Consider the following 26961-nt stretch of genomic DNA (forward strand, 5'->3'; position numbering starts at 1 on the left):
AAAGGAGTGTGTATGGTTAACCGCATTAATGGACTCTTTCCCCTTTGGGCTATCTTGGTGGGCGCTTTGGCGTACCTTGCGCCGATGCTTTTTAAGTCCCATGCTTCGCTCATCGTGCCCTTGCTTACGATGATTATGTTTTTCATGGGCGCAACTCTCAAAGCGGAGGATTTTTTGCGCGCGCTTAAGCGTCCTGTGGTCATTGGTTTGACGCTGGCTTTGCAGTTTGGCTGTATGCCACTGTTGGCTTTTGGCATCTCTAAAACCCTTGGATTTTCCACCGACTTGCTTGTGGGGATGCTCCTAGTGGGCGCCGTTTCAGGAGGCACCGCTTCCAATGTCATGGCCTATCTTGCCAAAGCGGACGTTGCCCTTTCCATCACGCTCACCGCCATTAGCACCATTCTTTCAGTCTTTCTAACCCCCTTTTTGGTGTGGTTTTACGTGGGGCACGAGGTGGATGTCAACGCCCTTGGCATGCTCATGGGCATCGTTAAAATCGTCCTTGTTCCCGTCCTTGCTGGCCTTGTGTGCAGCCACCTTTTTAGCGCCAAAATCCAAAAACTCCACAACCTTTTTGCCCTCTTTTCCATGGGGGCGATTTTATTCATCATCGCCATCGTTATTGCTCTGAACCAACCCAAAATCGCCACCGTGGGCGCGCTCATCTTTCTTGGTGTCGTGTTGCACAACCTCTTAGGACTGTTGGTGGGGTACCTTGCCCCCAAACTCTTGGGTTATGATGCTAAAACCTGCCGTACCATCGCCATCGAAACAGGGATGCAAAACTCAGGCCTTGCCGTAGCCCTTGCGGGCAAATACTTTGCCGCCACGCCCCTAAGCGCCCTCCCAGGTGCGCTTTTTAGCGTCTGGCACAACATCTCAGGCTCGCTTCTTGCTGGCTTTTGGGGGAAACGGGAAGTCTCCTAAGGCACCGTTTCCTTAGAGGAGGCTTGTTCTTCTTTTGGGGTATTGGGATTTTTTAGGACTTTAAGGCGCCTTACGCTTACATGTAAGGCGCTCTACATGTAAAAAACATCCCCCAAAGGAGACCCCGTGCATATTTTCAAAAAACCCCGTTGGCAATTGAGCGAAAATGATGTCACCGACGAAACACTTTTTCACAAACGCAGGGATTTTCTCAAACTGGGCGCGGCCGCACTTGTCTCTTCCAGTGTGGTGATGGAGACCCTTTGGGCAGCCCAAAACGACCCCCTTGCCCCTCTTGCATTCACCCCAACTTCTCATGGAAAAGGGTTGGAACTGAGCACCTTTGAACAAGCAAGCACCTACAACAACTTTTACGAATTTTCCACCGCCAAAGAAAAACCTGCGCGCATGGCCCACACCCTAAGATCCGCACCGTGGGAGGTAGGATTGCACGGCGAGTGCGAAAACACCACGCCCCTTGAAGTGGCAGCGTTGCTCGCCAACATTCCCCTTGAAGAGCGGATTTACCGTTTTCGTTGCGTGGAGGGGTGGTCGATGGTCGTGCCGTGGATTGGATTTCCCCTCTGGGCACTCCTTGCCATCGCCAAGCCAACCTCCAGCGCCAAGTACGTGCTGTTTCAAACCAAATATGACCCAACCATGTTCCCCGACCAACGCAAAGGCCTCCGAAGTGGGGCGATTCCTTACCCCTACGTGGAAGGCTTACGCCTAGATGAAGCCATGCACCCGCTCGCCTTTGTGGCGGTGGGCATGTACGGAAAAGTCCTCCCCAATCAAAACGGCGCACCGTTGCGCTTGGTTGTACCGTGGAAATACGGCTTTAAAAGCATCAAATCCATCGACCATGTGGCCTTTACTACCACCGAACCCAAAAACACGTGGCAAGCACTCAACCCAAAAGAATACGGTTTTTACGCCAACGTCAACCCACACGTTGACCACCCAAGATGGAGCCAAGCCAAAGAGCGCAAACTGGGCAGTTTTTTAAAAACCGATACACTGATGTTTAACGGCTATGGCGAAGAGGTGGCTTCGTTGTACAAAGAGATGGATTTGAAAAGATTTTTTTGATGGCAAAAATAGCGGTGTTTGTCGGCGCACTTTTGCCCCTAGCCTACCTGCTTTACAGCGTTCAAAGTGCCAACGACCCCATCAAGCACCTCTACACCCTCACGGGCCTGAGTGCCATGGGGTTTTTGTTTCTTTCTTTGTCCATTACGCCCTTGCGACGCGTCCTTAACCTCTTGCGCTACAAAAGGATGCTCGGGCTTTTTGCGCTGTTTTACGCCACGTTGCACTTTAGTAATTTTTTCCTTCTTGATGCACAGCTTGATGTGGGATTTGTGCTCAAAGAGACCCTCGACAAGCCCTTCATTTACCTCGGCATGAGCGCATTTGCCATCCTTGTTTTTATGGGCATCACCTCCACAAAACGCCTCTTTGCCAAGCACCATGCCAAACACAAACTGGTCTACCTCGCCCTCGTGCTCATCCTCATCCATGAAACCATGGCACAAAAAGTCCTAGGAGAGCGTGAAGTGTTTTTCATCTTTCTCACGGTTATTTTGCTGGGGTATAGAGGGATTGGGTTAGTCAAACGGGTGAAAAAAGATAAGCACACATAGGCTGTAAAAGCCTTACATGTAAGGCTTTTACAACAACCGTTCATCCAATAGCTTTGTCAAGGCTTGGCTGTCGCTTTGCTGGGTTTGGGCGGCGTAGTTTTCTAACTTTGTCAAAAGAGCACAAGGGAGGTAAAAACTGGCCAGACATTCGCCCTCTTCTGTGGCTTTAAGCGCTTCGTACTCTTTTTGCACACGGCGTTTGAGTGTTTCATCGATGGGCGAACGCATAGACTTGTACTCTACCAACTTTCCCTCTTTGTACACCCCTGAAACTTCCGCGTACACCCAGTAAAAACCGCCATCTTTACGGAGATTTTTAATCACCCCTTGCCACAATTCTTCCCGCTTAAGTGTGGCCCAAAGAGAAGCAAACACCGAACGGGGCATGTCAGGATGGCGCAAGATATTGTGGGGTTTGCCCACTAATTCTTCCACTGCATAACCACTCACCCGCGCAAATATCTCGTTAGCATACGTCATCACGCCACGCAAATCCGTCCGTGAGACAATCAGTTCATTCTGTGGCACCTCGGTTTCAATAAAAGCATCCTGTCCGCGCATGGCTACACCTCTTTTTTCTTCAAATCACCGCGGTAGACAATCTCTTCCGCGCGCACCGATTCATCATTGAGTACCAAAGGCACAGGATCTTTGCCGACAAACTTCTCCCGCTCGCGGTCAAGTTCGTCCTCGCTGTAGGCCATCATCATGTCCGCACTCACCACATGAGGAACGCTTTTAATGCGTTTGATTTTCTCTATCTCCTCCGCGATGCCCTCGCCTTCCACTGTCAACACAATCTTTCCAAGGGCCGCGTCATGAAAGTGGTAATCACAATAATCGCACGCCTTAAACTCTTCCACCAACCCTGCAATGTACACAGCCTTCGCTTGCACCACAATACTCGAAACATTCATGGCAACCTCCATAATAGTATAGTTTTGTCATCACTCCCGCTCACTAGCGTCTTTTCGTCCACAAACACTATCGTGTTCATCGTACTGCGTTGGCCTTCGAGTAAAAACCGTTGCGTCTTGCTTTTGATGTCAAACACCGCAATGGCATTGTCCTCCGTAAACGCCCACGCCCCAAGGGCGGCACTAGGACTAAGGGCGCACGCATAGAGCAAAAACTCCGCGTCAAACCGCACAAACGTCCCCGTAGCACGCTCATACACAATCCCTCGCCTGTCTTGACCTGCGGTGATGATGCGCTCTTTTTTCATCCCAACCTTGTACACGTTGTCCACATTGCCGCCCTTGTAGGTTTGAAGCACGCTACCGCTCGCCACCTCCACCAAATGCACTTCACCCGACTCATCGCCTGTGACCACGAGGGTTTTGTTTTCATTAAGCGCAAAATCCGAAAAATGCGACTGGCTGAGTTGAAAGCGATACACCGCCTCTTTTTTCTCCACATCAAACAGTACAAGCTCATTGCTCATAAGCCCTAAGAGTATGCGCTTGGGGCTAATAAACTTGGCTTTTTTAATCATCATCCTCTCTTTTGCGTCAATCACTCGCTCTTTTTCCCCACGGCTAATCACGTACACTTCGCGAAAACTTGTCGGGCCTTGCACGGTGGCCAAAAGCATCCCCTCGCTCCCAAGGGCATCCACGGAGTAGACTTTTGCCGCCATCGCATTGCCCATAAAATCCTTAATGGGCGCAAAACGCACCTCCTTTTCCCACGCGCCGCTTTGCACGTCAAACCATTCGATGGTTCCCGCGTCTGTTCCTGCTACCACTTTCCCCTCGTGCACCACAAGGTCAAGCACATTGCCGTGGGCTTCGAGCATCGTATAAGGCGTCAAGGTCTGCGCGTAGAGCACACCAAACCCCACCAACCACACCGCTAAAAATCGTCGCATTTGCTTCTCCTTTTCACTGCATCCACAGGACACACGCCCACACAAAACCCACAAGCGGTACAAGCGCTTCCAACAACAGGGCGGTACAAGCCAAAAAAATCGATGGCTTTTTCGTTGCACACGTCTTTACATGTAGAACAAATGACACTGTTCCACGCCAAACACATGGCGGTGTCAATGGTGATGTGCGCGTGAATTTTGGGGCTATTTTCTACCTCCAACACCCCCTTTGGACACGCAAGAGCACAGGCCTTGCACCACGTACAGCCTGAATTTTCAAAGGAAAGTTCAGGGTTTTTTTCTGCATTGATGCGAATAATCCCTTCTTCACAAACAGTGCCACAGGGTGCGTCGATGCACGTGGGGCACTCTTGGTGAAAAAGCGCTTCACCCCCACCATAAGGCGGGCGGATAGCCTGATGCTGGCGTGAAAACGCGAGGGATGCAAGCATCCCTCGGCGTGAAAGGTTCGCCATCTAGCGCACACCTTCGTTGAGCACATCTAGCAAATTTGAATTGCCTGTTGCGCCTGTGTTACTGCGAAACTCAGGACTAAACTGATTCGCAACAAGGGGCGTATTGTCCGATTGTGGCGCATGGCAAGCTGTACATGTAAAGCGGTCCATACTCAATCCCTCGCGTGGATGCAAGGCGGTTTTAATATCCGAGGTATTAACCACCAACACACCTTCTTTTTGAAACTCCCCACGCACATACTGGGTCAACGGACGAAAAGAGGCCAAGTGTGAAGCGGGCACAGGCGTAGCATTTACCATGGCGGCCATCTCAGGCATGTGGCAGTCCATGCACATGTTCATCTCTTTGGTGATGTCCATCATCCCTTCCACATCGTGGGGAATCATGGGTGGCGCATTTTCAAAAGCACGCCCCAGTACTTGCGACTCGCCCGCTACGGATTTTGCGTAGTTGGTTGGGTCTGCTACTGTTTTTTCTTCTCCATACAAAGAGGTTTTGCGCAACCCAATCTCTTCTTCGCTTACGGTTTGTTGGGCAACCGCACAGCCCGTGATAATCAGCGCGCCAAGCGCCAAGCCCAAAAGAATACTGCTTTGTTTTAACATAATTAACTCCTATTCGTTTTGATGAATATAACGACGAACACCAAAAGAGAGTGCGTTGTCTTCGCACACTTCAACGCACCGACCGCAATTAATGCATTCCCCCATCGTGATAGCGCCACTGCGCTTACCGATGGTTTCGAGCACTTGTTTTTCAGGGCAAATCTCCTTGCATTTCATACACAAGGTGCAACTTGGCTGATGGTGCATCACCCGCACCGCGCTCCAACGACCAAGGAGGGCGTAAAATGCCCCAAGGGGACACACGTGTCCGCACCAACCGTTTTTTACCCCAAAGAGGTCAAACAAAAAGAGGGAAAACACGGCGGCAAAGCCCATGCCCATCCCAAAAATCACGCCACGGTGCAAGATGCCAATGGGGCTAACCATCTCAAAAGCCGCTACCCCAAGGGCAAAAGAGAGTACGAGGCTAAGGCCAAGCACCCAGTATCGCACCCCGCGTCCTAGCCACACTTTGCGTTCACTTTTATCAAGCATCAACGCTCTTCGTAGCCCATTGGCCGCGTCGGTGACCATGTTCATGGGGCATACCCATGCACAAAAAGCCCGTCCGCCCACAAGGGCGTAAAAAAGAGCGATAATCACCGCCCCCACAACAACACTCATGCTCACCAACGCCCCTGTAGCAAAAATCTGCACCAAAGCAAAAGGATCAGCCAGTGGCACGGTTCCAAACAACAAGGAACTGCTAAGATTTCCCTTAAGCACGTTCCAACCCGCCACATTGCCCGCCACATAAAGCCCAAGAAGTCCTAACTGCACAACGCGCCTTGCAAGCATGTAGCGGTATTTTTTTACAAGACTAATCATCTAGCAGCCCTCCTTCATTTAAGTACTCTTGTGGGGAACGTTTGCTACGGTTGGTGGTCGTGGTTTCTAGCCCTTCGATGCCTTCCACCCTGCGCTCATCCGTTGTGTCCCATCCTTTGATGTAGTGGCGTCCCACATCCCCTTGCACAAGGGCGTGAGGGCGAACAAAGATGGCCGGTTTTTCGGTCACACACGCCCGCTCACACATCCCACATCCCGTACACGCTTCGCTACTTACGATAGGAATAAGATAAGCGTGTTTGCCCGTGCGTTCATTGCGGCGGTACTCTAAAGAAATCGCACTGTCCATCACAGGACACGCGCGGTAGCACGCATCGCACTGAATACCCCAATGGGCAATGCACGACTCCATGTCCACCACCGCTAGCCCCATGCGCGCTTTTTCGATGTCTAGCACGCGGGCGCCGTTTTCGATGCGCGAAATAGGCTTTGCATCCAATGCGCCCGTGGGACACACCGGTACACAAGGAATATCCACGCACATGTAACACGGGATGCTCCGTGGGATAAAATAGGGCGTTCCTAAGGGCTTTTGATCACCAGGCCTAGCAAGCAACAAGGTATCATAAGGACAGGCTTGCACACACTGCCCGCACCTGATGCACAATGTGAGAAAATCCTCTTCGTCCCTAGCGCCCGGTGGACGCAACAGCAAGGGGGCCGTTTTGGCCTCCACCACGTACCCTGTCCACACCATTCCCCCTAAAGCAGACAAGCCGACGCTTTGTGCCATGAGGGTGATGAATTTACGGCGCTGGGTGAGTGCTTGCTTGGGTTCCATGGTTTAGGCTTTGTAAATTTTCACAGCGCATTTTTTAAAGTCTGTTTGCGCGGAAAGTGGGCACGTTGCGTCAAGGCACACTTTGTTGATAAAGACTTTTTCATCAAACCAAGGCACATAAATAAGCCCTCGTGGGGTTTTATTACGCCCTCTGGTTTCCACCCGTGCTTTGACTTTGCCGCGACGGCTCTCCACCCACACTAAATCACCCTGCTTAACCCCGTACGTTTCCCCATCTTCACTGCGCATAAAACACAACGCTTCGGGTACGGCGCGGTACAACTCAGGCACGCGCATGGTCATGGTACCACTGTGCCAATGCTCCAACACGCGCCCTGTACATAACCACAACGGATACGCGCTATCTGGCATTTCAGGAGGATCCATATACGGACGGGCAAAGATTTTGGCTTTGTTTTTGAGACTTTTTGCTGTGGTGTCGGTCACCCCGCGCAAATCCCCTTGTTGCAAGGCTTTGGCCAAGGTGCCGTAAAAGGCAAACTCGCCCGTATTTTCCTTACGCGCATAAGGGTCATACTTGGAATTAAACCGCCACTGGGTCTCTTTGCCATCTACCACGGGCCATTTGAGTCCGCGCACACGGTGGTAGGTATCAAAGTCGGCCAAGTCGTGCGCTTTGCCGCGTCCAAAGTAAGCGTACTCTTCAAAGAGGTATTTGTGGATTTGGAAACCGTACCCGCTCCATGGCTTGCCATCGCTGCCGATGACGTTGCGGCTATCGCCCCTTGAATCAGAATCATCGTACCCTTCGCCCACAGGGTCGTCGGCTAAAAAGGCTTTCGCACGCGGGGAGGCAAACAAAATCTCATACATGGTGGTCTCTTCCGTGTAGCCCATCGCTTTGGCTTTGTCTATCATGCTTTCAAGTTTTTGACCCCCACGCAAGGTGTACTCGCCCCACACGTCTTTAACGGTAAAGCGTTTGGAAAGCTCTACCCATTGCCACGTGTCGCTCATGGCATCTCCCACGGGCAGGACTTGTTGTTTCCACAGCTGGGTGCGACGCTCAGCATTGCCATACCCGCCCCATTTTTCATAAATCATCGCGGAAGGTAAAATCAAATCCGAAACCTTGGCCGAGATACCCGGATACGCATCAGATGTCACGATAAAATTGTCCATCTCGCGTGCGGCCTTAATCCAGTGATTCGCATTGGCCGTGTCTTGGTAGGGGTTACATACGTTTACCCAGGCAAATTTAATCACCCCATCTTCGATGTCACGGTGGATTTTCATGATGTGTTGATTGCCAATGGCGTTGAGTGTGCCCTCAGGAATCTTCCACACATTTTCCACGATTTGGCGGTGTTTTGGGTTTTCAGTCATCATGTCCGCGGGAAGTCGGTGGGTAAAGGTTCCCACTTCTCTAGCCGTACCACACGCACTGGGTTGACCCGTCAACGAAAACGCGCCGCTTCCAGGTTTGGCTTGCTTGCCAAGGAGGAAATGCACGTTATACGCAAGAGTATTGACCCATGTGCCTCGTGTGTGTTGGTTCATCCCCATTGTCCAAAAAGAGACGATTTTGCGCTCTTTTTCGATGTACAAACTTGCCAACTCTTGAAGCTTAGCTTTAAAGCTTTCCAAGGACTCATCGGGGTCACCTTTGGAGATGGTCGCCACATAATCAAGCGTGTAAGGGTCAAGGAATTTTTTGTACTCTTCAAAGGAGATTTCCCAGTGTTTTAGCCCTGCGGGTTTGTGTTCCATCACGTCGCCCTCTTTGTAGCCAAAAGGCTCAAGTGCTGGGCCTTCTTTGGCAGAAACCACGGTCTTCATCTCTTTGTCCACAATCTCCATCTCCAAAGCCGAATACTTGCCCTCTTTGATGGACTTGTCATCCCCGCGTCGCATGCCATAACCGATATTCACAGGCTGTGAAGCAAAAACGATGTACTTGTTTACAAAGTCCCAATCAATGGCTTCAGGGTGGTTGTAGACAATCTCTCTGGCAATGTAGTTCCAAATGGCAAGGTCAGTGTTGGGAGAAAAGATGATTTCCGTGTCTGAGAGGTCAGACCCACGGTGGGTGTAGGTGGAAAGGTTGATGACTTTGACACGCTCTGGCGAAGTGAGCTTACGGTCGCTCACGCGAGACCATAAAATCGGATGCATCTCCGCCATATTAGCACCCCACGTGACGATGGTGTCAGTGAGTTCGATGTCATCGTAACAGCCTGAGGGCTCATCGATTCCAAAGGTTTGGTAAAATCCCACAACCGCCGAAGCCATACAATGGCGCGCGTTGGGGTCGATGGCATTAGAGCGCAAGCCGCCTTTCATCATCTTTTGGGCGGCGTAGCCTTCCATGATGGTGTATTGGCCTGAGGCAAACACGCCCACCCCTTCAGGGCCGCTTTCTTTGAGGGCACGCTTGATGTGTTTTTCCATCTCATCAAAGGCACGCTCCCATGAAACGGGGCGGAATTTGCCTTTTTTGTCAAACTCGCCTTTAGCATTGGTACGCAAAAGAGGTTGGGTTAACCGGTCGGCCCCGTACATGATTTTGGCGTTGAAGTAGCCTTTAATACAGTTGAGGCCACGGTTTACAGGGGCTGCAGGGTCACCCTTGACGGCGACAATTTTTCCTTCTTTGGTTGCTACCATGATGCCACAACCGGTACCACAGAAACGACACACAGATTTATCCCAACGCCACCCCGACTCTGCTTGTGCAGTCGCCGCGCGCGCCGTGCTTGGGACACTAATACCTACAGCAGCAGCAGCGGTAGCAGCGGCCGATGTTTTGAGAAAGTCTCTTCTTGAAAGGGACATGAAAACCTCCTGGTTTTTGGGTTACGAGCAATTGTAACCTTTACCCAAGAGGTAAAGCTATGACCTATGTCAAGCCATAGCTGTCCATTTTTTAGGAGTTCAAAGGAGGCTGTTTGGCGTTTTGCGCCAAGGTATTGAGGTTTTCTTTGAGTTTATTGAGCATCTTTGAAACGTTCATCAAGCTTTCGGTCGACTCAATGGCAATGTCTTCGGTGACATTCATGCTGCGCCCTAATGTTTTGCGTGTCTCTTCATCAAGCACCAAATCCCGCAAGGCCTCTTCCACATTTTCCGCCAACGCTTGCAGTTCGCTCATGGAACCTTCCGCCCGCTTGATGGCTTCTTCGGAAGAGCGCATCGCGAGGCTTACCTTGCTCACATAGGTTTGCAAATAAGAAGACGCTTCTTGAAGCTCCGTCTCCATGCCCTCAGGTACCGAAACGGTTTCAGGCGTGACGGTGTCGGTGTTGGCAAGGCGTTTTGCCCTGTCCACAAACCGGTCGATGTTAGACACCATGTCGCGCACCAATACAAAGGTGTACAAAATGACAAACATCGCCATGATGGCCACTAAAAAGAGCACATTGACCAAGAGTTGGTTTTTGCTCTCACTGTGTTCGGTATAAAGCCATACCGCTTCATCCATGTTGTCCAAAATGCGCACGTTGTTGCGATTCACATAGGCGATGGAGGCGTTCATGGCGCGCTCGATTTCTAGCAAATGGGTTACGTAGGTTTCAAACTCTCCCCAATACTGCTGCAAATGCACTACCGCCCCGTGCACGTCGGGGTGACTTTGGATGGTCGTATCTTGCGCAAACATGGTAAGGGTTTCATCGTACAATGCCTTTGCATTGATAAATAAAAAATAATCCTCCCTATTATCCGTGCGCAAATACCGTTCGATGAACAAGCCCATGCGTTGGGAGAGCATCCGTTGGCGGCCTGAGAGGTCGATGTACACCCCCTCTAAGTGCTTGGTAACCATCTCTTGGACGATTTTATCGGACATATTCAAAAGCAGTTCGATGCGTTTGCTAAGCACTTCTTTGTCGCTTTTGACACTCAAAATCCCTTTTTTCAGGCTTTCGAGTTCTTCTTTAAAAGGCTCCCATCCTGCGGCGACTTCTTCTAATTTGCGCTCAATCACACTGTTTTGGGGCGCGTAAATCCCCCGGTCGGTGTTGCCAAAACGCAGGTCATTGAGGTTGTTTTCAAACAACTCCATCGCCCCATCAAGTTGGCGAAAGTCATGGCTGTCGCGGTGGCGCAAAAAGAAGATTTCCTTGCTCATTTTTTGGGTGAGCATCCGCTGCTTGCCTGCAATGTTAATGATGAGTGAATCTTTTTTGGACCGTTCGTTCATGGCAATCACAAGGCCGATGATGAGAAAAATCATCAACGAAAGCAAGCCGCCAACAATGCGCAGTTTGGTGCTAATGCGTGAGGGTTTCATGCCAAATTCCTATTCATAAATTTCTCTTAAGGCGATTTCGTCGCGGATGATAACACAGTTTTTTTCAATTGCAATGAATCCGTTGCGTTCTAGCTTTTTCAAAATGCGCGAGAGGGTTTCGGGCTGAATGTGTAGCATGTACGCAATTTCGTGTTTTTTGAGGATGTTAAAGTTCTCCAAATCGCTCACTAGCATATGGGCCACCTTGGCCGACCCATCAAACACCACGTCGCGGTTGATGATGCATTGAAGTTGGGAGATGGCGCGGAAGGACTCTTTTAAAATGCGCTGCATCAAGGAAGGGGTTGCCTTTAACACGTCTCTAAATCCAACGCTCTCAAAGGCAAGCAGTTCGGTATCTTGGGTAAATTCCGCGTTAGCATAGCAAACAAAACAGTGGTCTTGGCAGATTTTCGCCACATCAAACACGAGGGTGTTGGCGCCTAAGTGGTACAAAAAAATCTCGTTATCGTAGCGGTCTACTTTGTAAAATTTCACCCCACCTTGCACGATAAAATACAAATACGGGTCTTCCTCTTTTTCGTAATACAAGGTTTCGCCAACCCCATAATACGCAAGCTTGGAACAGGCGCACAACGCTTCCAAAACGCCTGTTTCTAGACCTGAAAACAGAGGGATTGAATCCAAAAAAGCAACCGTAATCTGGCTTTGCATTGGCTTCCTTTTTTACATGTAAGGCAGTGTAGCATACCTTTACATGTAAAGGTTATTTCCCTTCAAATACCGTCTCTTCTAACACGATGGCATAAACATACCCTGAGCCAAAATCCTTATCCACACGCACCACCCCTTTGGCGGTAAGAACATCTCCCACGCGCGGTGTCTCCAAGGTCGTAGCGACAATCCGCCCCACCACATCGCCCGTGCCTGTGCCATCTTGCAAATGCACCCAATTGCGCCCCATGATGTTTTGGGAAACTTTCACCACTTTGGCGCGAATCGCCACGGTTTTGTCCGCGTGTTCTTTGCGTTTTTCCATGGCTTCTTGAATGCTCAGGGTTCCTTGTTGTGCAAAAGGCGAAGTGGCAACTTTTTCGGTGATAAAGGCCAAATGTTTTGCCTCGTCTTCTTGGGTGCGGTACTGAAAATCACTGGTGAAAATCACATCCTCAAAAGTCTGTCCCAACGCCTTGCTCTCGTATGAGGGCATGGCAATCTCTTCTTTAAAACGCATCCACGCCCCCACAGGCAAGGCACTGCGCGGCGTTACCACCCAGTAGTTGCGCTCCCCATTTTGAATGCCATAATAGGTATAGCTTCCCGCGTGCACCACCTCTTTTACCTGTGCTTCGTGGATTTTTACCTCCGAAGCAAAGGCCAAACAGGCACCAAACACCAAGCACAGGAGACTTTTTTTAAACATATTATTCATGTTGTTCCTTTTTTACATAAGATTGATTTTTATACGCCACTCCTGCCAATACGGCCACGGCACCCAAAAGAACAAAGACCCACACAGAAAGGGGCACAGGGTCGCCTGAGGCATAGGAATGCAGCCCTGCGAGGTAAAAATTCACCCCAAAATAGGTCATCAAAATCGACCCAAAGGAGAGCAAAGAGAGAAGGGAAAAGCTAAACACACTGTAACACTTTGGCAAAAACCGCCAATGCACCACAAGGGCGTAGAGCAAAATCGACACAAAAGTCCACGTCTCTTTGGGGTCCCACCCCCAATACCGTCCCCACGATTCATTGGCCCAAATGCCGCCAAGAAAATTTCCGATGACCAAAAGCGTGAGGCCAATAATGAGCGCGATTTCATTCACCCATGCCAAATATGCCACGTTTTCACGCCTTACATGTAAGGATTTTGCCAAGGCCATCAACAGCAAATTCATCGCACCCAAAAGAGCGCCCACACCCAAAAATCCGTAGCTTGCTGTGATGATAGACACATGCACGCTAAGCCAAAAAGAGTGCAGCACAGGCACCAAAGGTGTGATTTGCGGGTCACTGTTTCCCAAATGCGCCACCAACATAAAAATGCCTGCGAGCAACAACGCCGCACTTAATCCAAAAAACGAACGGCGAAACAGCACAAGCCCCGCCAGTGCGCACGACCACGCGATGTAGACAATGGACTCATAGGTATTGCTCATGGGAATAAACCCGCCCACGTACCACCGCAACACAATCCCGCCAGTGTGCACCACAAACAGCGCCGCTAGCGTGCCAAAGAGCACACGGTGCAGCCATGCTTTTGGGCGCTCTTTGCCAAGGTGGGTAAAGGCGAGAAGCAAACACAACGCCCCAAGCCCTACATACCACCCCATCAAGCGGGGGAAAATCCCCAAACGGTTAAGCCAAAGTTCCCCCTGAAGGCGCGTAGGGCTCAGTAAGTAAGGCTCCCCAAATGTTTTGGTGTAGGTTGCAATTTCATCCAAAGGCACCATCGCACCCGCATAATCGCGGGCAAACACGCGGTCCATAAAACGCTGCGTCGCACGGTGCATGCCGTGGGCTTTTTGCGCCCACATGGCATCCATGCTTAACCACGGCGCGTGCACATCACTGGGGTCTGGAAAAAACCGAAACAACGCGCCATAAAAGCTCATCACCGCCACATTTAACCGCTCATCCACGCGAATCAACTCTTTTTCAAAGGTGCCTCGGTTGGCTGGTCTGGTTTGGTGGGCTTGATGGGCTAAGACTTCTAGCTTGTACACAGAGCCTCGAAAAAAATCTTCAAAGGTTGCCAAAGAAGCCTCTTTGGGCAAGCCGATGAGCTCTTTAATCTTAGGGTCTTTTACTTTAATGAGAGGTAGGCGCTTCCAAAGACGTTGGTGGGTGAGCATCCCTAACACCACTTGGTTGGCGTTCATGCCAAAGTAAGTCTCTTTTCCCGTAAGCTTACGCAAAATCTCGCGGTTGAGGGTATCCATGGGCTTCATGCGCCCCGCGCGCGTTTGCACCACTAGCTCCCCAAACGCTTGAGCTAAAGCCACAGAGCCTTTTTTATGCTCCTCCAAATAGAGCTCTTCGTAGGTTTGGGCTTGCAAGGGCGCACTAAGGGCACACAAGAGCAACACACCAAGGGCGGCTTCGTGGGCACGCACTTTAGCCATGAGCGTACGCACCCGTGAGCGCGGGTCTAAAAGGTTCCAAATCAACCCCAAAAACAAGAGCCCATACCCTGCGTATGTGGGCCATTTGCCGGGGTCTTTATTGACCCACAAAATGCTCCCGTGTGCATCATAAGAGCTTTGGTAAAAGGCGTACCCCTCAAGGCGCAAAGGGGCGTTCATGCCGATGGGATAGCTTTGGTCTCCGATGCGCACGTGACTACCGTACGTCGCGGGCGAAGTGCCTCCGGGGTAATAGACAATCTCAAACTCCTCTAGCGTCACTGCAAAAGGAAGGGGCATGTAAGTGGCGCCATAAGAGAGGGCCACGTGCACATCACCCAGGGTAAAAATCACCGGTTCGGCCAGCCTGAGGTTTTGCTCTTCAAGGCGCACGCGGTGCGTGATGTCTTTATAAAACAGTTCCATTTCAAGGGTCGCTTTAGTCGCCAAACCTTTTTTTTCAATCTCCACACGCTTTACATGTAAGCGCACGTTTTGGCCTTCAAAGGCAACGCTTTTGCTAAAAGTATTGTTCCACGCGTTTGCCGTGTAAGCAAAGGTATACGCTTGGGTTTTTCCCTCTTTATTTAAGGTCAAAGCAATGCTGTTTTGCGCACTTAAAAAGCCTTGAACCCTCTCGTCTTGGGGCAAGTTTAGCACCCCTTCTACGCCAAAATACCGCGTCAACGCCGCGCCTAGTATGATGAGCACAAAGGCCCCGTGAAAGAGAAACCGTGGTAAATGGCGCACCATGCGTGTTTTGAGCATCACGGCAACCATGTTGAGGCACAACAGCACCAAAAGGAGTTCAAACCACCACGCCTCATACACCGCAACGCGCGCCGTGGACGTGCCATAGTCATTTTCCACAAAGGTCGCCACACCCGCACTTAACCCAAGAGTCAAGAGCAACACTAGCATCAACCAAAAAGAACCCACTATGCGTTTTACCATTTGCTCACTTTCCTCTTTAGCACTTTTTAGCCTTACATGTAAAGCTAAAAACTACACTATCCCCAAGGGAAACCCTTGGGGATAAAAAACAACTATTTCTTCTTAAAGTACGAAGACTCTAAATCTACATCTTTACGGTTTGCCTCGTCTAACAACCCTTTAGCTTTGGCTTGGGCGTGCCACTCTTTTTCAAGGGTTTCTTTAAACTTGAGTTTTGCCGCAATCTCTTTTTCAAGATTTACACCCGCAAGGGCTTGGCCTTTTTCTTTGGTGTCAAAATCAGGTGCCATGTACTGGGCATCCCCGTATTTTGCCAAAAGGCGCACAAGGGAAATACGCGCTTGTTGGGCTTTTTCATTGGCATCCGCGAGTAACCGCAAGGTCTCTTCGGGTGCGTGGAAAAATGACCCGTGGCTTGCGATGGAATAATCCCAACGCCATTGTCCATGGCGAAGCAAGGTACGAATCGCTTGAAGCTCTTCGTCTGTGGCACCTAGTTCTATGGCGCGACCCGCTTCGAGGTGGGCTTTGGCTAGGTTATCCATGGAAATTTCCATCAAAAACTCTTTGCGCTCAAATTTTGTATGGACGATGTTGCGTAGCTTCTCTTCGCTTTCACGGTGGCAGGTCATACAACTGCGGTCCATGTTATCTAACGGGTTTCCGATTTTGTGGTCAGAATATTTCACTGAACCTTCTTGGGTGTAAGGCATGTGGCAATCCGCGCATGAGACACCTTTTTGGTAGTGAATACCCGTCGAAGCAATCTCATAGTCAGGATGTTGGGCTTTGAGCATCGGGGTTTTAGAGATGCCATGCGTCCAGTCGCTAAAGTCGATACTGTCGTAGTAACGCTCCATTCCCTCAGCACTCAAGCCTTCATGCCATGGTAAAGTGACAACCATGGCCACTTGGTCTTTGCCTGCTTTGTCGGTGTACTCGGTTTTTTTGAAGTAATATTCGGAGTGGCACTGGGCGCACACTAAGGAGCGTTTTTCTTGGTGCGTAGCGTCTTCAAAACGGGGAAGTCCTGCTACTTCAAGACCACGGTTGAGGTATTCTCTCCCCATGGCAAGCTCGGCGGTTTTTGGGTTGTGGCAATCTAAACATCCGATACTATTGACCACTTCACTACCATAGCGTGCCCATTTTCCTGTGAAGTACTCAAGCTCGCCATCTTCTTCCATTAAGCGCACCACATCGGTGGATTTACACGTCCAACACGCCGTAGGAAAAGGGCCCGTGTTGTCATCCACCGGGGCACCTGTGCGCAACGAGTTGACGTTATCTTGCACCGCGTAGTAGTGTCCGCGCGGCGAATTGTAATCAATCGCAAAGCGGTACCCGGCCCAAATGACGGGAAGTTGAGGCTTTTTCTTGAGCAAATCCTCCATCTCATCGCCCTCTTTGGTGCGTTTCCAAGAGTCATACTGGCGGGGATAATACTTCGCCCATTCTGAGCTCACCGAAGCATTCGCAGGAATCCCTTGCACTTGATTTAAGGCGACACGTTCTGCTTCTCTTGCATTAATATTGCTTGTTAAAAACGCCATTGCAACAATCGCTAGCAATGAAGCCACAAGTAACAGTTTAAACTTCTTCATCAACACTCCCTTTTATAGTACTTCTTTAACGCCCAAATTGTTTGGCGTTGTGGTTAACCCTCGCACCTTCCCGTGAGGCACGCCCTTATGGCACTCCCAGCATCGTCTTCCCGTGTCCACACTCGCATCATCAAAGGTGTGGTAGTGGTCTGCATTGCTCACTAGCGTCGAGGTAAGGCTTGCGTGGCAGGAAATACAGTTTTCTTGCACACGTCTGGCGCCATCATCGCTGATTTTGATGCTGTGGTCAAAACTCTGTAGCGTAAAGGCAACCGAGTGATTCCAGCCATCGACCGCTTTAGCGATGTATTTGTCCACGAAATCTCCGCGCGGCAAATGGCAATCTACACAGGTTGCGTTTCCAAAATGCGCACTGTGTTGCCATGTGGCGTATTGCGTGTTCATGACGTGACAATTGATGCACGCTTTGGGATCGCTAGAGAGGTAGGAGAGTGCTTTTGAGGCGTGTACGGTGTAGGCAAACATCCCTACAGCAAACACAAATGCACCCAGTGCACTAAATATAAGGAATTTATTTGGTTTCAACATTCCCTCCTTGATTTGGATTGGTTGCGCGCTGCAACACCGCTTTTTCTACCCCTAGGTTTCACGCCTCCTTTTTGCAAACCTTATGTGTTTTTTTGGTAATCGCTCTTACCAATACGTCAGAAGATTGTACTGAAGTGACGAACCATAAAGCATTGACTTAGGTCAACAAGGCTTCTTTTTTTCATCTCTTTTATTTAAGATTTATTTAATAGTCATCTTGCGGTATTGCTTTACATGTAAGGCTTTTTAGGGGGTTAAACGCGTATCTTTAGGAGGGGTTAGTTTAAGAAGTGTTGCCTTTTTATTGAAAAAGGCAACCGTGAGGCTTTCTTGTTAAATGGCGAAAAAATAGGATTAAAAATTATTCGTACAGTTGGCGCAGTTTTGCTTCGTCGTAGTTTGTAATGTTGAGCGATTCGTCCATGCTGATGAGAGAAACTTGCTTAAATTTCGTCAAGGTGCGCGACAAAGTTTCGGGGGTGAGGTTGAGCAGTGCGGCAATCTTGGTGTGTTTTAAATCCCCAAAAAGCTCCGTGTGTTCGATGATAAACTTTGCCACCTTGGCCTCGGAGGTGAGGATAATCTCCTTATGCACCACCTCAGACATGATTTTGAGCTTTGCGGAGAGGGATTGGATGATGTTAAAAGAGAGCTGGGGGTTGTTTAGCAGTTCGGCCTTAAAGGTCTCATACTCAATCTTGAGCACTTGACCATCCACCATAAATTCCGCCGTAGCAGGGTAAGGGATGGCTTCAAAATTGGCAAGTTCGGCTACAAAAGAGATAGGGTAAAACTGGTGCAAAAAAATCTGCGTGCCTTTAAAATTGGTCTTGTACAGTTTCAGCACCCCATCAAGCAGTACATGTAAATAGGTCGGGGCATCCCCCTCGTAAAATAAAATCTCTCCCTTTTGGTAAGACTTTACCGTACTAATGCGCTCTAACAGCGCTAGGTCTTCCTTACCCAACTTTGAAAAAAGCGTGATGGTTTGTAAATCTAACATAAAAACTCCTTAAAAACATGCCCACACCTTACAAAGCCAACCCTTAAAAAGAGTTAATCTGTCTTAAACCCCTAAGACAATGAGCCCGCGCACCCCGTCGATAAACATTTGCACCGCCAACATCAAGAGCAACATCCCCATCAAACGCTCTAGTGCCATCAACCCTTTAGCTTTAAGCATTTGCAACAAAAAAGGAGAAAGCATCATCACAACCGCCGAAAATACCCACGCCGCTATCAATGCTCCAAACAACACACCAAAGGCATCCGAATGGGCGCTTGAGAGTACCAACAAGGTCGCCAATGCCGAAGGGCCGGCCACCAAAGGCATCGCAATGGGCACCACAAAGGGTTCTCCTTCTTTGCCATACAAGCTCGCACTCCCCGCCTCTCCTGGAAAAATCATCTTCACCCCAATGACAAAAAAGATGACCGCCCCTGCGATGCGCACCGCTTCGGTTTCAAGGTGCATCATGGCTAAAAAACTTTCACCAAAAAACAAAAAGAGGGCCAAAATCACTAGACCAATAACCATCTCTCTGGCAATAATACGCCGTTGTCTTTCCTTTGGGATTCCCTTTAAGATGCTCAAAATCACTGGCACGTTTCCAAAAGGGTCCAACACAAATACCAGTAAAATTGTTGTCGATAAAAGGGAAAATTCACCCACAAAATCTCCTTAGTTAATTCTTTATTTACCGTCCGTTTAGACGCTGTTTAATTGAGGGGATTATACTTCACTTGTCCAAACAAAGCAACACCCTTTTTGTAATCAAGAGCCCCACCCGCCAATCGGGGCTCTTGTCTTTTTCCCCTCTTTTATCTTTCCTTCTTAACCTTTCCCTTACGCAAATCCGTTATAATGACAAACATTTAATTCCAAAGGATACTTATGCCTATTTATGTCGTTGGCCACACCAACCCTGATTCAGACTCCATCTGTGGCGCCATCTCCCTTGCGTACCTTAAAACCCAACTCGGACAACCCTGTGTGCCTGCACGCCAAGGAGAACTCAGCCCTGAAACGCGCTTTATTTTAGAAAAATTTGGCGTAGAAACCCCTGTGCTTAAAACCGAATACGCAGGTGAAGAGGTCTACATCGTGGACCACTCCGACCTCGCCCAAAGCCCCAAAGACATCAAACAAGCGACCATTCTTGGCATCGTCGACCACCATAAACTGGGTGACCTCACGACCGACACCCCTCTTGAGTGCTGGATTCGCCCCGTGGGATGTTCTAACACCATCATCAAACAAATGTACGATTACCATGATGTGGAAATCCCAAAAGAAATTGCAGGTATTATGCTCTGCGCCATTTTAAGCGACACGGTTATTTTCAAATCCCCCACCTGCACCCGCGAAGACACCAAAGCCGTCAAAGAGCTCGCTAAAATCGTCGGACTTGAAGACCCGCGCGCCCTGGGCATGGAGATGTTCATGGTCAAGTCCGCGGTTAAGGGCACCAGTCCAAGAGACCTCATCATGCGCGATTTTAAAGACTTTAACATGAGCGGTTCCATGGTAGGCATCGGGCAACTCGAAGTGGTAGATTTGAGTGTATTTGATGCAATGAAAGAGGCACTCTTTGCCGAACTTAGTGTCATGAAAAACGAAACAAACCGCCACAGTATCATGCTCCTCTTAACCGACATCATCACCGAAGGCTCCCAACTTTTATGTCTCAGCGACGCCCCTGAAAAAGTCGAACAAGCATTTAAAACCTCCCTCAAAGACCACCAAGCTTGGCTTCCCAAAGTCCTTAGCCGCAAAAAACAAGTGGTGCCTTTTTTAGAAAAGGTTTTTGCCTCTTAACACCTAAAAGCTGGGCAAACCCCAGCTTTTTTCTTTGCCCTCCCTTGCTAAAAAATAAAACTGTTTCACCTTTAGAACTTCGTAAGACATATCCGACTAAAATGGTTGACTATATTCCCAGTAGCGAGGTTCCCATGCAGCGACGCACGTTTCACAAAGTGTTAGGCTCAGGTTTGTTGGTGGCGGCATCTGCGTCACTTATTCGAGGGTATTTGTTCGCCAATGACGGCGCACTCTTTGCTAGTTATGAGCGGGTGTTACTCGTAGACAGCAAAGGCGAACCGGTGCGCTTAAGTGCACTCTCCACCGAAGTGCCTTATGTGTTTCATTATCCCCATATCGCTACCCCCTGTTTTCTCATCAAACTTCCCAACCCTGCCAAACAAGAGGTTGTTCTAAAATCTGCCTCTGGAGAAACCTACCTCTGGAAAGGCGGCATAGGTAAAGAAAGCAATGTGGTTGCGTTTAGCGCCATTTGCTCCCATGCCCTCACCCATCCCAACCCCGAGGACAGTTTCATTACCTATGTCCCAAAAGAGGGAAAAACCTTGGCCTATGAAACAGGCGGGGTCGTGGTATGTTCTTCCCATCTTTCCGCCTTTGATCCAACACAAGGGGCAAAAAGCATTGCAGGAGAAGCCAAAGAACCGCTCGCTTCTATTGTCTTAGAATACGACGAAGCCAACGACAAGGTCTATGCTTCAGGTGTTCTTGGTGTGGAAATGTTTCACCAATATTTTCGCATTTTCCGCCCGCAGTTAGCCGACAGGTTCCAAAATGCGCGCAAGGCAAGGCAATTGGTTAAGGTCTCCACCGCCACGGTTACGCTGAGCGAATTTTCCAAAGAAATCATTCAATATTAAAGGGGTTGAATCATGAAAGCATTGATAGCATTGGCACTCGCCATGGTGCTTGGCACCGCACTAAATGCCACCCAATACACCAAAAAAGAGCGCCTAGAAGACATGCGCGCCATGACAAACGCGCTAAGCCATATGCAAAAAACCCTTGTAGGGCAGTGCAAAACCTGTCTTTACAAAGGAGCAGAAGAGTTGGTGTTAGCCCTTCGCGCCCTTGATTCGGTGGATGCGGAGGATTACTTGCCTAAAGAGCAAGCCAGTGCGCACAAATTTGCCACTAAAACAGCCAAAAGCATTAAGGTTTACACCAACGCTATGCTTAAAGCCTACGATGAAAAAGATTATTTTGAAGCCATTGACATGTACGGGCTCATCCTCAACCAATGTGCCTCATGCCACATGCGGGTAAGGGACTGGGAAAAGTAACCCGTCCCTTTGTTTGGGGTTTTACACCCCAAACATATCACTCATAATTCCCCGATACCACTCCCTTGTCGCTCTACCAAGTTGGGTGGTTCTAAATTTTCCACTCGCGACGTCTTTGGGCACAAACCCCTTTCCCACAAGCATCCCATTTTCATACACAAACTCATGGGTAACCATGACGGCCTCTTCGGGGTCTGCTCCCACCATGGAGTAGCACATGTTGGCATTTTTATAAGGAATCTCCGCCATCTCATCCACCGCCTTTCCTGCAAAACGCAAAGCGATGTGTTTGCCCGCACGTTTACCTGCCCAATTGGCCGCTTGGCCGCTTGCAGGAACCCCATGTCCCACACAATCTCCCACAACATACACGTTAGGGTCACTCACAGAAACAAATCCCGCGCCCTTAAGCTTCGCACCACCCCAAGCATTGGTCTCAATGCCCGCCATCGCAATGACAGGATTGGCCTTGTTTTGAGGGATGAGGTTCAATACCCCATAGGGCAATACCTGCTCTTTTGTGTTAAAATTTTCATCTTCTGTTGTGTAGATAATCTCTTTTGCCTCCACATCAACGTCTTTGATTTTCACCTCACCCACAAAGACAATGCGCTCTTTAAAAAGGTCATTAAACGCCTCTTTAAAAGCACCCGCCTTAGCCTGAGGCTCTTTGGCGGCATCCAGGATGATTACCTTGCCTTCAATGCCTTCTGTATCCATATAATGGGCAATCATGCACGCACGCTCATAGGGTGCGGGCGGGCAACGGTATTTGCCAAAGGGAACCGTAATAACCACGTCTCCATCGTCCATTTGCTCCAACTGGCGCTTGAGCGCTAAGTGTTCATTGCCTGCAATTAAGGCCGCAGGCGCTTCTTGGGCCACGCGGGCAATCTTAGCAGCATCCCACTGGGGGAATTGCTGGTCATAGGCGTAGGCAATGCCTGGAGAAAGGACCAAAACATCGTAGCCAATGTCACCAAGGCTGGTACTCACGGTTTTTTTAGCACGCTCAATTCCCACCACTTCACACTGGATAAACCGATACCCAAACTCTTTAGCCGGGCCATAATAATCCCGCGTCAACACACCCAAATCCACCCCATCCATCTCTGCAAGGTAGGTGTTGGAAAAGGGGCAAGAAAAAAACAAGTCGCGGCGTTCTAGCACCACCACTTCACTCTCAGGGCTGTTTTGGCGCACCGATTTTGCCAACGCAAGGCCGCCAAAGCCTCCGCCAATCACCACCACACGGTTTCCTTTTGGTTTGTCCATAAGCCATATTTGCGTTTTTTGGCTCTGCGCGGGAGCATCAGGTTGCGTCAAAGCACCACATCCTCCCACCGCAGCAGCTACTACACCCAAGCCACCGACTTTTAACACGTCTCTACGATTTAATCCCATGTCTCACTCCTTGCGATTTTTTGGATAAATTCGTCACTATCATAATCCTTTCATTTGAAAGAAGCGTTAAAGAATCACAACAATATCACTCAACAAAGGAAGGCTTTATAAAACGGGGTGGCGCCATAGGCCATTAAGAATCTCCTGCTATAATACCCACCCATTCTTACATGTAAAACCCTTACATGTAAATCCCATGTAAACAGGATAAGTATGTACCGATTTACCCCCTCCCCCACGGAAGATATGCACCTAGGCGACCTTCGGGTTGCGCTGCTTAATTATCTTTGCGCGAAAAAAGACGGGGCGCGTTTTTATGTGCGCATCAACAACACACACAAGGCCCATAAAGACCAAGAGGTTTTAGACGTGCTTGCCGCCTTTGGCATCACCTATGATGGGTTGCATTACCAAAGCGAAACCCTTAAATTCCACCACCAATGCGCCGCTTCCTTGCTCTTAAATGGCAAAGCCTTTTCGTGTTTTTGCACCCCCAAAACCCTTGAAGCCAAAGAAGAGACGGCCAGAAACAACGGCGAAGTTTACTTGTATGATGGCACGTGTGAAACCTTGAGCAACGAAGAAGTTCTTAACAACGAAGGACCCTTTACAGTGCGCATCAAAGCCTCGTCCCAAAGCCCTGAACGCTTTGTCTTGCTCCACCACGACAAAAGCCCTTCGGAGGATTTTGCTTGCGCGGTGGACGATATGCTTCAAGGCATTAGCGTGCTACTCGACGATGAAGAACGCGTGGCCCAAGCACCCAAACACGAACACATCCACCGTAGCCTTGGGTTTAATGAACCCTTGCGTATCATCGCATTGCCCGCCCTTTTAAATACTAAGGGCGAAAAAATGGGCGCGCAAGATGAGGGGTGGCGGGTGGCTTGGTTGCTAGAAGAAGGGTTTTTACCCCAAGCTATCAGCAACTACCTCCTTTTGCTTAGCATGGAAACCCCGTGCGAAATCTTCACCCCAGAAGAAGCCCTAGTCTGGCTTGATGCAAGCAAGGGGTTTAGCTCTAGCGCACCCTTTGACATGGAAACCTTGCGCCACCTCAACCGCGCACACCTCTTGCGCATGGAAGATGCTAAACTGGCCGCGTTATTGGATTTTTCGGGCGCAGATTTTGGAAAATTGGCCAAATTTTACACCCAAGAAGCCGCCACCTTGCAAGAGCTTAAGCCCAAACTTCACGCCATTTTTTCCCCAAAAGTTGCGCCAAAGGGCGCTGAAACGGCGTTTGAAACCCTGCAAAATGCCCTGCTTCACGCGCCGCATTTTGAAACCTTTGAAGCACTAATCGCCCACCTTAGCCTTACATGTAAGCTTGAGGGCGAACACCTCTTGACCCCTTTGCGTGCCTTACTCACAGGCTCACACCACAGCCCCGACCTTGGGGAGCTTTACCCTCTTATTACCCCCTATTTAAAGGAGATTGTACGTTCATGATTCTCTCAACACTTATCGAAGCCATCGCCCAATTGTTACACATGGTGATTACCATTTACATTTGGGTTATCATCATCGCCGCGTTGATTACTTGGGTGCGCCCTGACCCTTATAATCCCATCGTCCAAACGCTTATGCGCCTCACGCAACCTGTGTACGCCTTCATTCGCCGCTATATCCCGACCGTCATTGGTGGGATTGACCTAGCGCCTATCATCGTCATTCTTGTGTTGCAGTTTTTGGACCTTTTTGTTGTCAAAATTCTTTTTGGGATAGCCCATGGCCTTTAAGCGTTTTGCGCTTTTTTGCTTTACATGTAGCACACTTTTGGGTGGCGCTTTGGACTTTAAAACCCTTGAGCTCTACCCCAGAAGCCTTGCAAAAGACTATTACATTTACCGCTACCTTACAGAGCATTCTCCCACGCCTCACGAAGCATGGGAACTCCTAGGCCAAGCCCACCGCATGAGCAATACGCTTTTGTACGCCTTTGGCGACACCATCCAAGAGCCCGGTTTCAAAGAAGCTATCGCGTGCTTGCGCCTGGATAAAAAAGCATTTTTGAGTGCCAAGACAGACTGCCAAGCCATTCGCATGAGCCCTTCTTTTTTTCTAAGCCTCTCCAAAGCTGAGCAAGACCATGCCCTCAAAAAGGTACACGCGGCTTACCCTGAAACCTTTGCATGGATGGTTCTCCTAAGCGCCGAAGACCCCCATGCTGCCATGCTGGAAAATGGGGCACCCCATTTTCTTTACCTGTTCACAAACACAAGCGAAGCGTTTCGCAAACAAGCACTCAACCGACCACTCCCTAAAGAAACCCTGCTTTTTTTTAGCACCCACCCCTTGTTTCAAACCTTTGTCACCCAAGTCTTGTTTGAACGCACACACACGGAACTTAGCACTTCGCTGCTCACCCTCTCTCCCCAAGAGAGTCGCCCCAGTGCGCAAAGTGCTTTTTTTCTTGGGCTTATGGCCTTGCAACAAAACCTTTTACCCTTAGCCGATGCATGGTTTGCCGCGAGTTTTGAGGGTGCTTCGTTACGCTTTGATAAAGACAAGGCCTTGTTTTGGCGCTACCTTGTTACCCAAGAAGCAGGGTATCTTGAAGCATTGGCGGAGAGTTTTGATGTGAACATGTACACGCTAGCAGCCCGGGAAAAACTTGGCAAGCCTTTGCCTGAGCTTCCCCATCTTTCTCCCCAAGAAGAGGTGCTTTTGGGCTACTCCATCACCGACCCTTTTACGTGGCGCTTTACCCTAGAGCACCTGCGTGGCATGGAAGCAGATGCACTTGAAGCGTTTGCAAAGCGTTTCAACACCCAAGCAACCCTACCCCAATATGCTTTTATGCAAGAGCGCCTTAGCCGTTACCAAACACCCTATTTCATCATGCCCTATGAGGCACTTTTAGAAGGGGTTGAGACTAAACGCAAGGCACTTATTTTTGCTATTGCTAGGCAAGAGAGTCGGTTTATTCCTGCGGCTATCTCCACTTCATACGCCCTTGGCATGATGCAGTTTATGCCTTTTTTAGCCCGCGACATTGCACGCAAAGAAGGGATGGAGGGTTTTGATATTGACCACATGTTTCAACCCCACATCGCGTACCGTTTTGCCACTATTCACCTAGATTACCTTGAAACATGGCTCTACCATCCCGTACTTGTGGCTTACGCTTACAATGGGGGTATTGGCTTTACAAGGCGCCTGTTACAACGGGGAGATTTATTTAACAAAGGCCCGTATGAACCTTTTTTAAGCATGGAGCTTGTGCCTTACGCGGAGAGTCGGGAGTATGGGAAAAAAGTCCTTGCAAACTACGTTATCTACCGCCATTTGCAAGGAGAAGCCGTCTCTATTTGGGATCTTTTTGAAAAGTTAAGCGAACCTGACGAGACGGATCGATTTCGATCTCCAAAATAAGCGTATCGGGGTAACTTAGCGGAGCGCGAATGTGATAATAATGGCTCCAATTATTGGACATAGGAAGCAAGGCTAAAAGCGGGCTTTCGCGTTCCAAATATTCCCACGACGCATTCACATCATTCATCCGCACCCCTTGAATGGGTGCCTTGTAGGGGTTTTCTCCTCCTTCATACAAGGCGATGATAAAATGCTCTTCCGTGTCCAGTGGCGCGTTGGCATGTGCGATGTCATTTAGATAGGTACCTATCACTAAAAAACGCTTTTCTTCTTCGATAATCTCAGCTTTTTGGGTTTTAGTGATGGCTTGATTTTTTAAAGGCGTCACTAATGTCTCTTTTTGTGCACATCCTGCTAAAAAAAGTGCCACAACACATATGATTGCATACCGCATGTTATACCCTGAATTTTTAAGTGGGGGTATTGTAGCTTGTTTGATTTAAGGAAAGGATTAAATAAGCCTCTTACAAAA

General features: G+C 49.3%; 27 protein-coding genes. 9 read left to right on the forward strand and 18 right to left on the reverse strand.

Translation table 11 applies throughout. The features are described 5' to 3' along the window. Positions 1 to 12: 12 nt before the first annotated feature. From AC5SLM_RS06385 to AC5SLM_RS06395, 3 genes are all read left to right on the forward strand, one after another. Entirely contained in the window at positions 13 to 930 is a 918-nt protein-coding gene (locus tag AC5SLM_RS06385) for a bile acid:sodium symporter family protein (RefSeq protein WP_495250104.1), read from the forward strand. A 126-nt stretch (positions 931 to 1056) separates the two neighbouring features. After that, positions 1057 to 2022, forward strand: coding sequence for a protein-methionine-sulfoxide reductase catalytic subunit MsrP (msrP, locus tag AC5SLM_RS06390; RefSeq protein ID WP_495250105.1), 966 nt, complete (start codon positions 1057 to 1059; stop codon positions 2020 to 2022). Beyond that, the gene (locus tag AC5SLM_RS06395) at positions 2022 to 2576 is read left to right on the forward strand and encodes a protein-methionine-sulfoxide reductase heme-binding subunit MsrQ (RefSeq protein WP_495250106.1); all 555 of its coding nucleotides are present in this window, start codon (positions 2022 to 2024) and stop codon (positions 2574 to 2576) included. The genes msrP and AC5SLM_RS06395 overlap by 1 nt, the downstream gene beginning before the upstream one ends. 27 nt (positions 2577 to 2603) lie before the next feature. Here AC5SLM_RS06395 and AC5SLM_RS06400 read toward each other — a convergent pair whose 3' ends face one another. The 16 genes from AC5SLM_RS06400 to AC5SLM_RS06475 all read right to left on the reverse strand — a co-directional run bounded on the left by AC5SLM_RS06400 (position 2604) and on the right by AC5SLM_RS06475 (position 19275). Further along, positions 2604 to 3137: a PAS domain-containing protein gene (locus tag AC5SLM_RS06400; protein WP_495250107.1), complete on the reverse strand. Its 534-nt coding sequence runs from the start codon at positions 3135 to 3137 to the stop codon at positions 2604 to 2606. Positions 3138 to 3139: 2 nt separating this feature from the next. Beyond that, on the reverse strand, positions 3140 to 3493 hold the full coding sequence (locus tag AC5SLM_RS06405) for a chaperone NapD (protein ID WP_495250108.1): 354 nt from the start codon (positions 3491 to 3493) through the stop codon (positions 3140 to 3142). Next, entirely contained in the window at positions 3490 to 4446 is a 957-nt protein-coding gene (locus tag AC5SLM_RS06410) for a WD40 repeat domain-containing protein (RefSeq protein WP_495250109.1), read from the reverse strand. Before AC5SLM_RS06410 ends, AC5SLM_RS06405 begins: the two co-directional genes overlap by 4 nt. Next, positions 4431 to 4922: a 4Fe-4S binding protein gene (locus AC5SLM_RS06415; protein WP_495250110.1), complete on the reverse strand. Its 492-nt coding sequence runs from the start codon at positions 4920 to 4922 to the stop codon at positions 4431 to 4433. The genes AC5SLM_RS06410 and AC5SLM_RS06415 overlap by 16 nt, the downstream gene beginning before the upstream one ends. Further along, the gene (locus AC5SLM_RS06420; protein WP_495250111.1) at positions 4923 to 5528 is read right to left on the reverse strand and encodes a nitrate reductase cytochrome c-type subunit; all 606 of its coding nucleotides are present in this window, start codon (positions 5526 to 5528) and stop codon (positions 4923 to 4925) included. It abuts the gene before it with no gap. Between the two features lie 9 nt (positions 5529 to 5537). After that, positions 5538 to 6356 (reverse strand): quinol dehydrogenase ferredoxin subunit NapH, encoded by an 819-nt coding sequence (gene napH, locus AC5SLM_RS06425; protein WP_495250112.1) that lies wholly within the window; start codon positions 6354 to 6356, stop codon positions 5538 to 5540. After that, positions 6349 to 7158: a ferredoxin-type protein NapG gene (gene napG, locus AC5SLM_RS06430; protein ID WP_495250113.1), complete on the reverse strand. Its 810-nt coding sequence runs from the start codon at positions 7156 to 7158 to the stop codon at positions 6349 to 6351. The genes napH and napG overlap by 8 nt, the downstream gene beginning before the upstream one ends. Positions 7159 to 7161: 3 nt before the next feature. Continuing rightward, positions 7162 to 9954: a nitrate reductase catalytic subunit NapA gene (napA, locus tag AC5SLM_RS06435; protein ID WP_495250114.1), complete on the reverse strand. Its 2793-nt coding sequence runs from the start codon at positions 9952 to 9954 to the stop codon at positions 7162 to 7164. A 91-nt stretch (positions 9955 to 10045) separates the two neighbouring features. Further along, positions 10046 to 11410, reverse strand: coding sequence for a type IV pili methyl-accepting chemotaxis transducer N-terminal domain-containing protein (locus tag AC5SLM_RS06440; RefSeq protein WP_495250115.1), 1365 nt, complete (start codon positions 11408 to 11410; stop codon positions 10046 to 10048). Positions 11411 to 11419: 9 nt separating this feature from the next. Continuing rightward, entirely contained in the window at positions 11420 to 12085 is a 666-nt protein-coding gene (locus tag AC5SLM_RS06445) for a Crp/Fnr family transcriptional regulator (RefSeq protein ID WP_495250116.1), read from the reverse strand. A 52-nt stretch (positions 12086 to 12137) separates the two neighbouring features. Then, entirely contained in the window at positions 12138 to 12803 is a 666-nt protein-coding gene (locus AC5SLM_RS06450; protein WP_495250117.1) for a hypothetical protein, read from the reverse strand. Further along, a complete protein-coding gene (locus AC5SLM_RS06455) occupies positions 12796 to 15450 on the reverse strand; it encodes a cytochrome c biogenesis protein (protein WP_495250118.1) in 2655 nt (884 codons plus the stop codon). The genes AC5SLM_RS06450 and AC5SLM_RS06455 overlap by 8 nt, the downstream gene beginning before the upstream one ends. Positions 15451 to 15542: 92 nt before the next feature. Beyond that, complete coding sequence (nrfA, locus tag AC5SLM_RS06460; protein ID WP_495250119.1) at positions 15543 to 17054, reverse strand: ammonia-forming cytochrome c nitrite reductase; 1512 nt, start codon at positions 17052 to 17054, stop codon at positions 15543 to 15545. A 12-nt stretch (positions 17055 to 17066) separates the two neighbouring features. Further along, entirely contained in the window at positions 17067 to 17603 is a 537-nt protein-coding gene (gene nrfH / locus AC5SLM_RS06465; RefSeq protein ID WP_495250120.1) for a cytochrome c nitrite reductase small subunit, read from the reverse strand. A gap of 361 nt (positions 17604 to 17964) precedes the next feature. After that, entirely contained in the window at positions 17965 to 18606 is a 642-nt protein-coding gene (locus AC5SLM_RS06470; RefSeq protein ID WP_495250121.1) for a Crp/Fnr family transcriptional regulator, read from the reverse strand. A gap of 63 nt (positions 18607 to 18669) precedes the next feature. Continuing rightward, the gene (locus AC5SLM_RS06475; RefSeq protein ID WP_495250122.1) at positions 18670 to 19275 is read right to left on the reverse strand and encodes a MarC family protein; all 606 of its coding nucleotides are present in this window, start codon (positions 19273 to 19275) and stop codon (positions 18670 to 18672) included. A gap of 222 nt (positions 19276 to 19497) precedes the next feature. On the opposite strand from AC5SLM_RS06475, the gene AC5SLM_RS06480 reads away from it, so the two are divergent. From AC5SLM_RS06480 to AC5SLM_RS06490, 3 genes are all read left to right on the forward strand, one after another. Next, positions 19498 to 20421, forward strand: a complete 924-nt coding sequence (locus AC5SLM_RS06480) for a manganese-dependent inorganic pyrophosphatase (RefSeq protein WP_495250123.1) — start codon at positions 19498 to 19500, stop codon at positions 20419 to 20421. Positions 20422 to 20555: 134 nt separating this feature from the next. Continuing rightward, positions 20556 to 21284 (forward strand): Rieske 2Fe-2S domain-containing protein, encoded by a 729-nt coding sequence (locus AC5SLM_RS06485; RefSeq protein ID WP_495250124.1) that lies wholly within the window; start codon positions 20556 to 20558, stop codon positions 21282 to 21284. A 12-nt stretch (positions 21285 to 21296) separates the two neighbouring features. Next, positions 21297 to 21707 (forward strand): hypothetical protein, encoded by a 411-nt coding sequence (locus AC5SLM_RS06490; RefSeq protein WP_495250125.1) that lies wholly within the window; start codon positions 21297 to 21299, stop codon positions 21705 to 21707. 21 nt (positions 21708 to 21728) lie between these two features. Here AC5SLM_RS06490 and AC5SLM_RS06495 read toward each other — a convergent pair whose 3' ends face one another. Next, positions 21729 to 23111, reverse strand: coding sequence for an FAD-dependent oxidoreductase (locus AC5SLM_RS06495; protein WP_495250126.1), 1383 nt, complete (start codon positions 23109 to 23111; stop codon positions 21729 to 21731). 213 nt (positions 23112 to 23324) lie between these two features. Here AC5SLM_RS06495 and AC5SLM_RS06500 point away from each other — a divergent pair, with 213 nt between their 5' ends. Genes AC5SLM_RS06500 through AC5SLM_RS06510 form a run of 3 tightly spaced genes read left to right on the forward strand, consistent with a single transcriptional unit; the run spans position 23325 to position 26489 of the window. Then, positions 23325 to 24563: a glutamate--tRNA ligase gene (locus tag AC5SLM_RS06500; RefSeq protein ID WP_495250127.1), complete on the forward strand. Its 1239-nt coding sequence runs from the start codon at positions 23325 to 23327 to the stop codon at positions 24561 to 24563. Continuing rightward, the gene (locus AC5SLM_RS06505) at positions 24560 to 24853 is read left to right on the forward strand and encodes a YggT family protein (RefSeq protein WP_495250128.1); all 294 of its coding nucleotides are present in this window, start codon (positions 24560 to 24562) and stop codon (positions 24851 to 24853) included. The genes AC5SLM_RS06500 and AC5SLM_RS06505 overlap by 4 nt, the downstream gene beginning before the upstream one ends. Beyond that, positions 24843 to 26489, forward strand: coding sequence for a lytic transglycosylase domain-containing protein (locus AC5SLM_RS06510; RefSeq protein ID WP_495250129.1), 1647 nt, complete (start codon positions 24843 to 24845; stop codon positions 26487 to 26489). The genes AC5SLM_RS06505 and AC5SLM_RS06510 overlap by 11 nt, the downstream gene beginning before the upstream one ends. Here AC5SLM_RS06510 and AC5SLM_RS06515 read toward each other — a convergent pair. Beyond that, positions 26422 to 26883, reverse strand: coding sequence for a hypothetical protein (locus tag AC5SLM_RS06515; protein WP_495250130.1), 462 nt, complete (start codon positions 26881 to 26883; stop codon positions 26422 to 26424). The two genes, AC5SLM_RS06510 and AC5SLM_RS06515, sit on opposite strands and share 68 nt — an antisense overlap. Positions 26884 to 26961 lie beyond the last annotated feature (78 nt).

The sequence above is a fragment of the Sulfurospirillum sp. HTRB-L1 genome (assembly GCF_059415125.1).